The 13,715-nt window shown below is 30.8% G+C and carries 16 protein-coding genes; 6 read left to right on the plus strand and 10 right to left on the minus strand.

Annotated elements, in window-relative coordinates; all coding sequences use genetic code 11:
• Positions 1 to 2: 2 nt before the first annotated feature.
• The 8 genes from atpA to N3Z17_RS02240 form a co-directional block, all read right to left on the minus strand.
• Positions 3 to 1,526, minus strand: a complete 1,524-nt coding sequence (atpA, locus tag N3Z17_RS02205) for a F0F1 ATP synthase subunit alpha (protein ID WP_282472378.1) — start codon at positions 1,524 to 1,526, stop codon at positions 3 to 5.
• The gene (gene atpH / locus N3Z17_RS02210; RefSeq protein ID WP_282472379.1) at positions 1,523 to 2,101 is read right to left on the minus strand and encodes an ATP synthase F1 subunit delta; all 579 of its coding nucleotides are present in this window, start codon (positions 2,099 to 2,101) and stop codon (positions 1,523 to 1,525) included. The genes atpA and atpH overlap by 4 nt, the downstream gene beginning before the upstream one ends.
• 140 nt (positions 2,102 to 2,241) lie before the next feature.
• A complete protein-coding gene (locus tag N3Z17_RS02215; protein WP_282472380.1) occupies positions 2,242 to 2,634 on the minus strand; it encodes an iron-sulfur cluster assembly protein in 393 nt (130 codons plus the stop codon).
• 8 nt (positions 2,635 to 2,642) lie between these two features.
• Positions 2,643 to 3,839 (minus strand): aminotransferase class V-fold PLP-dependent enzyme, encoded by a 1,197-nt coding sequence (locus tag N3Z17_RS02220; RefSeq protein ID WP_282472381.1) that lies wholly within the window; start codon positions 3,837 to 3,839, stop codon positions 2,643 to 2,645.
• A complete protein-coding gene (locus N3Z17_RS02225; protein ID WP_282472382.1) occupies positions 3,832 to 4,989 on the minus strand; it encodes a SufD family Fe-S cluster assembly protein in 1,158 nt (385 codons plus the stop codon). Before N3Z17_RS02225 ends, N3Z17_RS02220 begins: the two co-directional genes overlap by 8 nt.
• Entirely contained in the window at positions 4,976 to 5,716 is a 741-nt protein-coding gene (sufC, locus tag N3Z17_RS02230; RefSeq protein ID WP_282472383.1) for a Fe-S cluster assembly ATPase SufC, read from the minus strand. The genes N3Z17_RS02225 and sufC overlap by 14 nt, the downstream gene beginning before the upstream one ends.
• Before the next feature lie 25 nt (positions 5,717 to 5,741).
• The gene (sufB, locus tag N3Z17_RS02235) at positions 5,742 to 7,187 is read right to left on the minus strand and encodes a Fe-S cluster assembly protein SufB (RefSeq protein WP_282472384.1); all 1,446 of its coding nucleotides are present in this window, start codon (positions 7,185 to 7,187) and stop codon (positions 5,742 to 5,744) included.
• 2 nt (positions 7,188 to 7,189) lie between these two features.
• Positions 7,190 to 7,633, minus strand: a complete 444-nt coding sequence (locus tag N3Z17_RS02240) for an SUF system Fe-S cluster assembly regulator (protein ID WP_282472385.1) — start codon at positions 7,631 to 7,633, stop codon at positions 7,190 to 7,192.
• 79 nt (positions 7,634 to 7,712) lie between these two features.
• Here N3Z17_RS02240 and N3Z17_RS02245 point away from each other — a divergent pair, with 79 nt between their 5' ends.
• The 3 genes from N3Z17_RS02245 to N3Z17_RS02255 all read left to right on the plus strand — a co-directional run bounded on the left by N3Z17_RS02245 (position 7,713) and on the right by N3Z17_RS02255 (position 9,601).
• Positions 7,713 to 8,108: a SufE family protein gene (locus N3Z17_RS02245; protein ID WP_282472386.1), complete on the plus strand. Its 396-nt coding sequence runs from the start codon at positions 7,713 to 7,715 to the stop codon at positions 8,106 to 8,108.
• Between the two features lie 155 nt (positions 8,109 to 8,263).
• Complete coding sequence (locus N3Z17_RS02250; RefSeq protein WP_282472387.1) at positions 8,264 to 8,587, plus strand: hypothetical protein; 324 nt, start codon at positions 8,264 to 8,266, stop codon at positions 8,585 to 8,587.
• Positions 8,588 to 8,848: 261 nt separating this feature from the next.
• A complete protein-coding gene (locus tag N3Z17_RS02255; RefSeq protein ID WP_282472388.1) occupies positions 8,849 to 9,601 on the plus strand; it encodes a hypothetical protein in 753 nt (250 codons plus the stop codon).
• Here the strand turns inward: N3Z17_RS02255 and N3Z17_RS02260 are convergent.
• Positions 9,576 to 11,219, minus strand: a complete 1,644-nt coding sequence (locus N3Z17_RS02260) for an NAD+ synthase (RefSeq protein WP_282472389.1) — start codon at positions 11,217 to 11,219, stop codon at positions 9,576 to 9,578. The two genes, N3Z17_RS02255 and N3Z17_RS02260, sit on opposite strands and share 26 nt — an antisense overlap.
• A gap of 195 nt (positions 11,220 to 11,414) precedes the next feature.
• Here N3Z17_RS02260 and N3Z17_RS02265 point away from each other — a divergent pair, with 195 nt between their 5' ends.
• The 3 genes from N3Z17_RS02265 to tpiA are packed head-to-tail and all read left to right on the plus strand — an operon-like array spanning position 11,415 to position 13,115.
• Positions 11,415 to 11,981 (plus strand): dioxygenase family protein, encoded by a 567-nt coding sequence (locus tag N3Z17_RS02265; RefSeq protein ID WP_282472390.1) that lies wholly within the window; start codon positions 11,415 to 11,417, stop codon positions 11,979 to 11,981.
• A gap of 23 nt (positions 11,982 to 12,004) precedes the next feature.
• Positions 12,005 to 12,397 (plus strand): hypothetical protein, encoded by a 393-nt coding sequence (locus N3Z17_RS02270; RefSeq protein WP_282472391.1) that lies wholly within the window; start codon positions 12,005 to 12,007, stop codon positions 12,395 to 12,397.
• The gene (gene tpiA / locus N3Z17_RS02275; RefSeq protein ID WP_282472392.1) at positions 12,366 to 13,115 is read left to right on the plus strand and encodes a triose-phosphate isomerase; all 750 of its coding nucleotides are present in this window, start codon (positions 12,366 to 12,368) and stop codon (positions 13,113 to 13,115) included. The genes N3Z17_RS02270 and tpiA overlap by 32 nt, the downstream gene beginning before the upstream one ends.
• Here tpiA and bioD read toward each other — a convergent pair.
• Positions 13,098 to 13,715, minus strand: a complete 618-nt coding sequence (bioD, locus tag N3Z17_RS02280) for a dethiobiotin synthase (protein WP_282472393.1) — start codon at positions 13,713 to 13,715, stop codon at positions 13,098 to 13,100. The two genes, tpiA and bioD, sit on opposite strands and share 18 nt — an antisense overlap.

The following is a 13,715-nucleotide window of genomic DNA, read 5'->3' on the forward strand; positions in this document are numbered from 1 at the left end:
TTTTAAGAGTATAGTTTTACAAATTGATTTAAATAGTCTGTAAGCTCAATCTGCATTTCTTCAGAAAGTTTCTTTTCTTGCCTAATTTTTTTTAGTAAATCTTTTTTGTCTTTTTTGATTTGAAAAAGCAACTTATTTTCAAAATCACTTATGTTGCGCACATCTATCTCCTTTAAAAAGCCTTTAACTGCTGTAAATATTGAAATCACTTGCTCTTCAATTTGTAAAGGAGCATATAGTGGTTGCTTTAATAACTCAGTAAGCCTATCACCTCTTTCAAGTAAATCTTTTGTTGATGAGTCCAAATCAGATGCAAATTGAGAAAAAGCTTGCATTTCCCTATACTGAGCTAAATCAAGCTTCATAGTCCCAGCAACTTTTTTCATTGCATCTATCTGAGCTGCCGATCCAACTCTACTAACAGATAACCCGATATTAATAGCAGGTTTAATCCCTTTATAAAACAATTCCGTTTCTAGAAAAATTTGTCCATCTGTTATTGATATAACATTTGTAGGTATGTATGCAGAAACATCTCCTGCTTGAGTCTCTATAATTGGTAATGCAGTTAACGAACCGGCTCCCATCTCATCTGAAAGCTTTGCAGCTCTTTCTAAAAGTCTTGAGTGTACGTAAAAAATATCACCAGGATACGCTTCCCTTCCAGGAGGTCTCCTTAACAAAAGCGACATCTGACGATAGCACACTGCATGTTTGCTTAAATCATCATAAATAATCAATGCATGCATACCGTTATCTCTAAAAAATTCCCCCATTGTACATCCAACATATGGAGCATAGAATTGTAATGGAGTTGGATCGGATGCTGAGGCAACTACAACAATTGTATATTCTAAAGCGCCTGCTTCCTCTAATTTTTTCACAATTTTTGCAACCGAAGATCTTTTTTGACCAATTGCTACATATATGCAATATAGCTTCTCACTTTCGTCGTTTGACTTATTTATTTCTTTTTGGTTCAGTATAGTATCAATTGCTATAGAGGTTTTTCCAACTTGTCTATCTCCAATTATTAACTCACGTTGACCTCTACCAATTGGCACTAAACTGTCAATAGCCTTTATTCCTGTTTGAACAGGTTCATGAACTGATTTCCTAGCAATAATTCCAGGAGCCTTTACATCTACTTTTTTGTAAACAACATCCTTAAGCTCCCCTTTATTATCAAGTGGATTTCCGAAGGCATCAACAACTCGCCCCAATAAACTTTTACCTGTCGGAGCCTCAAAAAATTGTTTTTTTCGCTTTATAATCTCACCTTCTTTTATATCTTTATCATCCCCTAATATAACAATCCCAACATTATCTTCTTCAATGTTAAAAACTATACCTTCAACGCCATTTTCAAATTGTACTATTTCATTGAATTCAACATTATCAAGACCATATGCTATTGCAACGCCATCAAAAATTTTTATGACCTGACCAACCTCTTCAAATTCTACTTTATGCTCTAGATTGGCTATTTCATTTTTTAGTACATCTACTATTTCTGAAGCTTTCATATTATACCTAATTCATTAATTTTAAATTTACGCCTGTTGGTTAAAAATTTTATCTCCTTAATCCTTGATCTAAATGATAAATCTAGCATTAGTGAATCTTTTTTAATGATAACGCCTCCTAAAATTTCATTATCATAATTTATATTGAACTTAATACTCATGCTGTGAAAGTACTTAGTTAGTTCATTTTTCACTTTATCTAAATAGCCATCATCTTGTTGCTTTGCTAAAATCAACTTTAGCGTTTGTATATTGTTTTTTTTATCGATTATTTTTTCCAGTGAAGTGATAATTTTTTTCAATAAATATAGCCTTTTTTTCTCTATTAGCACCACTATAAAACTTCTTGATAAATCTGAAATTTTCATTTTGCCAAGCAAAGTATTACAAAACACCATCTTTGTTTTTTTAGGTGCACATTTGTTTAATAATAATTTTTCAACAGACTTATTAACTTGAATTTGAGCAAAGAAATAATTAATTTCGCCAAAAACTTTATCTATTTGACCCAGCTTCTTCATATTTATAAATAATGCTAAAGCATATCTTTCGACTATTACATTTTCAGAAATCATCAATAAAGCACCCTACGAGAGTAATTAAATTAAAAAAAGAAAAGCGTATATAAAATATTTTTATACACTTATTAAAAAGTTGTAAATATAAATTTGTACCTATCCCAATTTTTGTCACTTTAAATGCTACTATACTTGCTTTACATCATATCTAAAATAAATTTTGCTTCTTCACTCATCATTGATTTATCCCATTTGGGTTGCCAAACAAGTTGTACATTAACCTCGCTTGCATTTTTCATTATTTGCTCAATTTTTTTCTTCACTTCTTGTGGAATTGCATCTGCAACTGGACAAGTTGGAGACGTTAGTGTCATCTCTATATTAATTATATTTTTTGAGGAAGTTTCAATATTATAAATCAATCCCAAATCCCAAATATTTACTGATATTTCCGGATCATATATGAGCTTAAGTATTGCGATTATTTTATCCCTTGTTCCATTTATTTTATTGACACTATTTAATTCTTCTTCAGTAAAATCTCTGAATATACTTTCACTACCTTGTTTTATAAAATCTTTTAATTCCATATACAATATTATGCAAAAAAGTTATTCACTTTTTTTAAAGCCTCAACTAGCTTATGAGCATCTTCTAGGTTATTATATATGCCTAATGATATCCTTGCTACACCAAGTACTTCAAGAAAATTCATCAGTGGTTTTGCACAATGGTGACCCGCTCTAATTGCAACGTTGCTTTTATTTAGTATTTCTCCAATATCTGAATGATGCGCATTGATATGAGTTATTGATATAATACTTGTATCTTCGTTATGACCAAAAATTTTGAAATTTTTTAATTTCCCAATCTCACTTCTTATGTATTTTGCAATTTCTTTTTCTTCCTCCCAAGATTTCAACAAATCAATTGAGTTTAAATAATGCAATGCCTCACCAAACGCTATAACTTCTGCAATTGCTGGTGTGCCTGCTTCAAATTTATATGGTGGTTTCAAAAAAGTGCTTTTTTCAAATGACACATCATCAATCATTGAACCACCAGTTTGGTAACCTGATATAGAATCTAGCATTTTATATTTTCCATATAAAATTCCAACACCTGTTGGACCGTATAATTTATGAGATGAAAAAACTAAAAAATCACAATCCAAATCTGTAACATCTATTTTCATATGCGCTATTGATTGGCAAGCGTCAACCAAAACCTTTACACCATATTTTTTGGCAACCTTAACTACTCTTTTAACATCAACAATTGATCCAAAAACATTTGACATATGCGTAATTGCAATCAGCTTCACCTTCGAGGAAATAAGTTTTTCGAATTCATCAAATCTAAGCTCTCCATCTTCAGAGATAGGAATTATCGTTAATGTAGCGTTTCTTTCTATGCATAACTGTTGCCAAGGAACAATATTTGAGTGATGCTCGATAGCAGAAATTAATATTTCATCTCCTTCGGTAACAAAACTTTTTCCAAATGAGTGCGCAACAAGATTGATTCCCTCAGTTGCACTTTTTGTAAATATTATTTCTTTATCTGAATTGGCATTGATAAATTTTGCGACATGGGATCTTACTTTTTCAAAATCTTCAGTAGCTTTTGCGCTTAAGTCATAAATTCCTCTATGAATATTGGCAAAATTATATGAATAAAATTCTACAATTTTATCAATAACACATTTAGGTTTTTGGCTGCTAGCTGCAGAATCTAAAAAAGTAACGCAATTTTTTTGATTAAAAAATGGAAAATCTTCACGTATTTTATTCATAAAATTCAGTATTATTAACAATTCGTCTATATAAACCCTCAACCTCAAGAGCATCTAGTTTACAATTCAAAAATACAGATTTTAGTAATCCTATAATAATCAATTTTTTGGCATATTTAAGTTTGATTCCTCTAGATGCAAAATAATACAACACTTCTTTATCTATATTGCCAGTTGTTGAGCCATGAGAGCATATTACATCATCAGAATTAATATCAAGCATTGGTCTAGAATAAACCACAGATTTCTCATCTATAAGCAAATTTTTATTCAATTGATGCGCCTCAACTTTACTAATTAATTCTGATATCTCTACATTACTGTAAAATGAGCCTGAAGAATTTTTATCCAATACCTGATTATAATGTTGATTACTAAATGTATTGGAAGCGTTGTGTTTTACGTCTATTACTATATCGTATGCCTGATTGTTATTTGCTATGTTAACACCGTAAAAACTTGCTTTTGCACCTTTACCGTTCAAATGAACTTCAGATTCAAATCTATAAGATCTATCAACAGCATTCACCGAATAGTTCTCGTAAATAGAATAAGCATTGCAAATAATCTCAAGAGTGTTAATAAATCTAACCTCACCTTCAAAATCTTTCTGAATAACATGTTGGCAATTTGTGTTATCACTCAAATTAATTCTTGTAACATTGTTTATAAAATTATCGTGTTCGCCCTGCTGTATAAAATCTTCGTAAAATTTTACACTACAATTATTTTCTAATCTTATGAAGGTTGTAAAAAATGTAGAATTTGAGGTAATCAATTTTATTAATTTAACAGGTTTATCAATATTATCATTTATACTAATCAAAACTACATGATCATTATTGCCTAGATTTTGTGATACTTGATATTTGTCTTCAAACCATAATTCTTTATTAAAATTAACAATTTTGTCTTTTGAACAATATATTTCCACCCCTTTCTTAGGTAAAATTGATTTTTCCTTGGAGAATTTCCCATTCAAAAGCACAATGTAGTAAAAATTTTTATCCTCAGTTAAAAAAGTGTTTTCTCTTATTAATTCACTAGCTTTAATATCTGGTATTTCTAATAATTTTAAATCTGAATATCTCCATTTTTCATCTCTTCTAGACGGTAGTTTTAGATATGTATTTATTTTATTTGAAGTCATCGTAACCTTGTTCTTCTACTTCCTTAGCTAAGTTTTTATCGCCAGATTTTACAATTGATCCACCTGAAAAAATATGAACAAAATCTGGGATCACATAATCTAAGAGTCTATTATAATGCGTTATGATTATGATTGAGTTTTCCTTATTTCTAAAATTATTAATGTTTTTTGCAATGATTCTTAGCGCATCAACATCAAGACCTGAATCTATCTCATCTAATATAACAAGCTTTGGCTCGAGCAATAGCATTTGTAAAATTTCAAATTTTTTCTTTTCCCCGCCTGAGAATCCATGATTAACATCTCTTTTTAATAATTTATAATCAATCTCAAGCAATTCTGCATTCTCTTTCAATTTTTTCATGAAGTCAGTAGGTGTAATATCTACTTTTCCGTGCTCTTTTCTAACTGAATTTATAGATGCTTTTAAAAAACTATTCCAACTAACGCCAGGTATTTCTATTGGGTGTTGAAAAGACATAAATATGCCAAGTCTAGCTCTTTCATCTGAAGGAATATGCGATACATCTTTAGAAGACAGTATTATTCTTCCATCAGTGATATCGTAACCATCTTTTCCTGTAATAACATTTGCAAGGGTACTTTTACCAGTACCATTTGGCCCCATAATGGTATGGACTTCTCCCTTGTTGATATTTAGATTCAAATTGGCAAGTATTTTTTTGCCATTTGCACTAACACTTAAATTTGATACCTCTAATAACATACTATACTGACATAAATATTAAATTTTATCCAACTGCACCTTCAAGATTTACACTAAGAAGCGCTTTAGCTTCCACGGCAAATTCCATAGGTAATTCATTTAAAACATTTTTACAAAATCCATTAACAATTAATGATATAGCATTTTCATTAGTAATTCCTCTTTGCAAACAATACTGTAATTGATCTTCACTAACTTTTGATGTGGTTGCCTCATGCTCAATGTTTGATGAATTATTTTTAACTTCTATATATGGAATGGTTGATGCAGAGCAATTTTTTCCAATTAATAGTGAATCACATTGTGTAAAATTTCTTGCACCTTTTGCAGATGGTAAAATATTTACCATTCCTCTGTATGTATTAGCACTTTTTCCTGCTGAAATTCCTTTTGAAATTATTGTACTAGATGTATTTTTACCCACATGTACCATTTTAGTTCCAGTATCTGCTTGCTGATGATTGTTGGTAAGTGCAACAGAATAAAATTCGCCAGTAGAGTTATCGCCTTTTAGAATGCAACTTGGATATTTCCAAGTAATAGCAGAACCTGTTTCAAGTTGTGTCCAAGAAATTTTAGAACCACTGCCTTTACATAAGCCACGCTTTGTAACGAAATTATAAATTCCACCTTTTCCATTTTTATCACCAGGATACCAATTTTGAACGGTTGAATATTTTATCGTGGCATCTTTGAGGGCTATCAGCTCTACAACTGCAGCATGGAGTTGATTTTCATCCCTTTGAGGAGCTGTGCAACCCTCAAGATAACTTACCTCACTTCCCTCATCTGCTATAATAAGTGTGCGCTCAAATTGCCCAGTCTTAGCCTCATTTATTCTAAAATAGGTAGATAATTCCATAGGGCATTTTGTGTTTTTCGGAATGTAAACAAATGTTCCATCACTAAAAACAGCAGAATTAAGTGCAACAAAATAATTATCTGAGTTAGGAACCACAGACGCAAAATATTTTTTTATTAACTCCGGATGTTCTCTAATTGCCTCAGATATCGAGCAAAAAATAACACCCTGTTCTTTCAGCGCTTCTTTATATGTTGTAGCTACAGAAACGCTATCAAAAACAGCATCTACCGCCACACCAGCCAATAGTTTTTGTTCATGTATTGGTATTCCTAGTTTTTGGTACGTTTTTAAAATATCTGGATCTACTTCGTCTAAACTATCTAACTTCTTTTTAATCTTAGGTTCTGAATAATAATATATATCCTGAAAATCAATCTTTGGGTGCCTTATCTTTGCCCAATTTGGCTCTTTCATATTTAACCATACCTGATAAGATAATAACCTTTTTTCTAGCATCCAATTTGGCTCAGATTTTTTATTAGAAATATACTTTATAATATTTTCATTCAATCCTTTTTCAGGCTTAATAGACTCTATGTTGGTAACAAAGCCATATTTATAATCCTTATTAAAATACTCTTCATGTGCAGAAACCGCATTCGTCATATTCATCTCACTTTTTCAAGTTGAAAATAAGTGTTATCATCGATAAAATCTTTGATGGTAAACCTTTGTAATGCAAGCATAAACAAGCTATTAATCTTGTTCCAGCCGTGCTTAACTTTGCACCCATTTGTATATTCACAATTATTATTACTGTTTTTATTATTTTTACCGCAGAGAGTAAGTGCAATTTCTCCCTCTATCGCTTCAACAACATCTAAAATACTTATTTCGTCAAGCTCTTTAATTAATTTATATCCACCAGCAGTACCTCTGTGTGACTTTATGATATCTTTTTTTAGCAACATTTTTAGTAATTTTATTACAGTTGTTTCGCTAATTTTTGTTTTGTCACTGAGTATTTTTGCACTAACAATATCACCTTTATTTACTGCCATCTCGCATATAATTAATGTCGCATAATCAGTTAGTCTATTTACTTTTATCATAATAATATTGAACTTTTTTCAAAATAGTACTATTTTTGTCCCAATTATATATCTAGCGTAAACACTGGTCAACAACAAAATGAACAAAGAAATAAAGCAACTAATTGATGAATTTGAATTATTTGATGATTGGGAAGAAAAATACTCTTACATAATAGAGTTGGGGAAAACTCTACCAAAATTAAATGATGATGAAAAAGTCGAAAAAAACAAAGTATCAGGTTGCGTTAGTCAAGTTTGGTTGACTTCAAGAGAAGAGGATGGAAAATTATTTTTTTATGCAGATAGTGACGCCTTAATAGTAAAGGGTTTGCTCGCAATTGTAATCAAGATTTTTTCCGACAAAACAAGAATAGAGATTCAAAACATAAATTTCATGGATATATTTAACCAATTGGATTTAAAAAATCACTTATCTCAAAGCAGAAGCAATGGATTATTTTCTGTGATCAGTAAAATCAGAGATTTGCGATAAATACTTTTAGCAAAAATATTAAAAGTATTACTTTAAAAAATAAAATATAACGGACCAAGATACTTCTTCCTTTTAATTGGATGAATTATAACTTGACAAGGCGGTTAAACTGATTTTTTACTTTGAAATAACAACATAATAATTAGGTAGATAATATGAGCAACCCCAGAATACCAGCAAATTTTAATTGGGATTTTAAAAAAAATACAAAAATGAGCAATGAAGAACATCGGAATATGCTCAACCAAAATCCTGAGCTCAACGCATTAATACAGATTGATAACCAAGATCAAGATGAAAATGTCGCTCAAAATAACGGTGGCGCCGCTCAAAATAACGATACTTTGGAAGAGTTTAATTACAACGGAAAGCTGGGAAATAATCATGAGTTAAAAGATGATGAAGATGGTAAAGATAATCCTGAGTTAGGAGATAAAGATAATGGAGATAATAACGATTCCAATCACGATCTTCTTTAAAAAAAATATTTTATCAATTGTAACGTAATCTTAACGTAATTGTAACATTTCATAAGTATAATCACGATAGTTGAAGGAGTTAACTTTAACTATCTTAACTTTATTTGAGGAGTGTTATGAATAAATTTGAAATTAATTATTACAAATCTTTAAATAAAGTAGCTTGTCCAACAGTTTCGGCAAAGATAGGAAAAGATTTAAAGTTAAAAACTTTGAGTGCAATATAAAACAATTTTAATTTAATAATTTTCGGGGGATAATATGTCAAAAATTACTAACTTTCATCAACATAGTCATTGCGATCATAACAAAAAGTATTACTTTTTTGATATGGGATTAACCAGTGAAGATCATGAAATTATATCCTCATTTGTAACTAAAAATGCCATAAATTGTCATAATAATGCATCCCAAAAAATATGTAATGTGGTGCAAAAAGTAGTTGAGCAATTGGGTTATAAATTGTCAGATATTGATGTAGTAATTTATGATGGAAGCCAAAAAGGTGAAACGGATTGGCATACAGATGAAACATGTAGAACAGACAGTGTAAATAAGCTCTTTAAAGCAGAAAAATCAGAAAAACTATTTGATGAGGCGTATAAGTTATTAGGGGAGTGTTATAGTAAGAAATCAAGTTATACTTGTTCAATGTCCTTAAAAGGTGATAAAACAGTAATATCTAGTGTTGACATAAAAGATTTAACAGAAGATTGTCAAAAAAGTAACAAGCTTGATAAAGAGGAATGTAGGAAACAATTTGAAGATAAACTTGTTGAAATTCCATATGGATATGGGGCTTGTTTTTCTTCAGAAACCATTCACAGGGCACCATATCTTAATGGAGACAGAATAGTGATATTGACTGAACCAGATTTTGATATTAGTGAGATAAAAAATTTTTTGAAAAATAATAAAGCATTGGAACTTGGCAATGTTTCTGATTATGGTAATGCAATAGAAACAGGCGTTGATATGTTTAACATTTCTAATCACAACCTAGCTGATATGTGATAGGATAAGCTCTATCGTAGTTAAAGCTTTTGATTGAAATTTTAGGACCAACAGGAGCTTGACTACGCTTATATTCACTATTTCTAATCATATTTGCCACATTATTTATTGTAGCCTCGTCAATACCGGTTTTTTCTAAAATTTGCTTATGAGTTAGGCCCATTTCTAACAAGTTGTATAGCACCTCATCCAGTATTTCATAGGGGGGCAAATTATCAGAATCTTTTTGATTATAGCTAAGCTCTGCAGATGGCTCTCTTTCAATTATAAATTCCGGTATTATACTTAACTTAGAACATAAGCTACCAATTGGAATATGTGTATTCCTCCACTTGGCTAATTTATATATCTGTGTTTTATAAATATCTTTAATGGGGGCAAATCCTCCACACATATCTCCATAAATTGTTGTATACCCTACGGCTGATTCTGATTTATTTGAAGTTACAAGTAATAGTGAATTTTCTTGATTTGAAATAGCCATTAACAACACAGCTCTAATTCTTGCTTGAAGATTTTGCAGAGTTACATCAAGCAGGTTATCTACTTTTAGATCATCCTTTAGTGAATTCGCAAAAGTCTTTAAAAATTTATCAATAGGTATAGTCAATTTTTCACAACCGATATTCCGTATTAATTCTAAAGCATATTTCTTACTCCCCTCGGAATTAAACTCAGTGGGCAAAATAACGCATTTACAATTATCTACTCCCAGTGCATCAGCAGCAATTGCGGCAACAATTGCTGAATCAATGCCACCAGACAGTCCAAGCAAAGCCTTCATATAATTATTCTTTTTAAAATAATCTCTCACTGATAGAACCAGAGCTTGGTAAATATTCTCTTCCTCGCACAATACTCCTGTATTGCTGTTTTTAATTTTCAAAGCAGCACTTTTACTATCAAACCTTAAAATGCTCTCTTTCCAATAGCATGGTTCATTTATAAAATCTCCTGCTTTATCGATTACAAAACTGCCACCATCAAACACCAACTCATCATACCCCCCAAAATTATTTAAATAAGCAACAGGCTTATTATATTTTTTTGCTATGTTGCCTACAACTCTCATTCTATTTGCATGTTTAGCAAGATCGTATGGGGAGGCATTGACAGTGATAAAAAATGTTGCTCCTTTTTTAGATAGGATATTTGGCACATCATCGTACCAAGCATCTTCACAAATTAAAATCCCCAGCTTTTCATCTTTAAATTCAAATATTGTCGGCTCTTCTTCTGTTTTGGAAAAATTTCTTGGTTCGTTAAAAACTTGATAATTAGGTAATATATGTTTATCTGCACTAAATATTTCTTTCCCATCAAATGCTACGATTATTGAATTAAATACTTTATTATTTTTTAAAACTGGGCATCCAAATAACAAAGCACATTTTTTTTCTTGCGTAAATTCAAGCATTTCAGTCCTAAATTTCCAAATTTTATCTAAAAAATCTGAATTATTTACTAAGTCCTTCAGTAGGTATCCAGTTAAAGATAATTCAGGAAAAATCACTAGATCTGAATTCGTAGATTCGCTTTTATAAAGTTTTTTGATTTTTTCTATATTATATTTTAAATCACCAGTTTTTAAATTAATTTGACATAATGAAATTTTCATAAACAATTGAGAGCAATATTATGAATAAATTTTACTGAGAAATAATATAAATTTTACTTACAAGCTAGTTTTAATTTATACTCATAACATTTAAGTACTATATAAAAACATATTGATACATTTTTAATGATAAGAAATTTTATAATAATGATGCTTCTTTGCATTGTATTGACAAGCGAGAGCTTAGCAGACAAAATGGGGGAATGTATTCTCACTCCTGAGATATGGAGTGTGGGAGTTTTGCCTGACGCCAAAAATTCAAATAACCTCACTCAAAATTATACTTCCTTTGAAATCGCAAAAGGTACAAAAATCTTAATTAAGGGAAAGGTTTTAGATAAAAATTGTGTTCCTATAAGCGGCGTGAAAGTAAGTATTTGGCAGGCAAATTCATTTGGCCTTTATCAATTTAATGCTAATGATGTGCATGATGAACACTATGATGAGAATTTTAGTGGGTCTGGGAATATGCTAACTAATAACTTAGGAGAATTTGAATTTATCACTATATACCCAGGCAAAGTTAACTCAATTAGCCCAAATGTTATCTTCAGGTTGGAGCATCAAAACTTCTATCCTTTTGAAACTAGAATGTTCTTCCCAGAAAACAATAATGCAGAGGATATCAAAAATATAAATCCATCCTTAATAAAAAAGCAAATACCTCTTGTGATAGCAAAAATCATTGGAAAAGTTGAAGAGAAGGTGATATATAATTTCGTGATTACGTTAAATCAATCGAATCTATATAAGGAATATTAAAACAACAATATTTAAGGTAAAATATGAATACAAATTTAAAAAACTTAATTATGTCCTCAAGCCTTTGCTTGGCTCTTGTTACTCCAGTAATTGCTTGCGAAAAACATCAGTCAAATCAAGCCGAAGATGCAAAGCAAGCTACAGCTACTACACAAATGGTAACTGCAAATCAAGCCGAAGATGCAAAGCAGAATACTGAGGTTAAAAATAATAAAAGATTTGACTACAGCAAAGTAAGCAAAACATTATCAGAGACCGTAAAGAAAGAGGTAGATGATTATTATGCTGCAACAGATGCTGAATATGAAAAATTGAGTGATGATGCTAAAAAAGCTATAGCAAAAATTTCTAACTATAAAAAGAATACATTTGCTAAAAAAGGAAATGATGCAAAAAAGAAAAATACTAATAGCTAATTGGAAAACGTATATTCAAAGTTTTTCAGAAATAGATACAAAGATTGGGGAAATTAAACAAAATCTGGATTTTTACGATATAGATTTAGTCCTTTGCCCCTCCTTTATATATCTACAAAGAATAATAAGTAAATTAGAGAGCCAACACATTTTTATTGGTTCTCAAAATTTATCCTCATCTGAAACAAATGCAAATACAGGGGAAATTCTAGCTGCAATGCTTGCAGATTTAGGGTGCAGGTATTCCATTTTAGGGCACTCTGAAATCAGAGAAAGATATGCTGAAAGCAGTGATACAGTAGCAATGAAGGCTAACATTGCATTTAAACACAATATAACCCCTATAATATGCATAGGCGAAGCTCTAGAAACTAGAACAAAGAGTGATTATATTAAATTTTTAATTGATCAAACCATTGAGTCATTGCCGCAATTTAGTGATATAGAAAAAAACAATATTATTATTGCTTATGAGCCAATATGGTCTATTGATACTGGAAAAATCCCATCACTTAATCAGATTGAAGAAGTGTTGTCTGCATTGAAATCAATACCAGGATTGAAATCTGCAAAATTTGTATATGGTGGCTCTGTCAATGAGCAAAATATCAGTGAGATATGCGAGGTCAAATCCTTAGATGGCGTATTAGTAGGAGGAGCAAGCACTGACATTATAAAATTAAATTTAATCTCTCAGGCATTATCCAACTTTACCTAAAAATTTGATATTTAGCTTATTCCTTAGTGTATTTATATTCTCTTCAATTTCTAATTCTTCATTTGAAATACAATTTGCTACCCACCCAATAGTTTTGATCTCTTTATTATTTATTGCATCAGCTGTAAGTATTGTATGATTAAGGCACCCTAATTTTATTGCTACAACTAAAATCACCGGCATTTCAAGCGCCTTTACCAAATCAGACACATTTTCTTTTTCATTGATTGGAACATCCCATCCACCAACACCTTCTACAATTAGAATATCAGGATTATATTTTTTAATCTTGTCCATCTCTTTTATTATCTTGTCTACGCTTAACTCTACATACTCTCTCTTTGCAGCAATATTTGGCGCTATTGGATCTCTAAAAGCAAAGGGATTAATCTCGCTTATTGGAATTTTGATATTAGAAGCTTCACGCAGTTTTTTTACATCATCATTAATTTTGGTATCTGGATCATATCCAGATGAAATCGGCTTTATTCCAAGTGTGGAATATCCTTTCTTGCCATATTCTCTAAGTAATTTAACGCTATAATATGTTTTTCCAACATTTGTATCTGTGCCAGTAATAAAGAATTTTTTGCTCATCAT

Origin of the sequence: Candidatus Bandiella numerosa (genome assembly GCF_029981845.1) — a bacterium.
GTDB classification, from domain to species: Bacteria; Pseudomonadota; Alphaproteobacteria; order Rickettsiales; family Midichloriaceae; genus Aquirickettsia; species Aquirickettsia numerosa.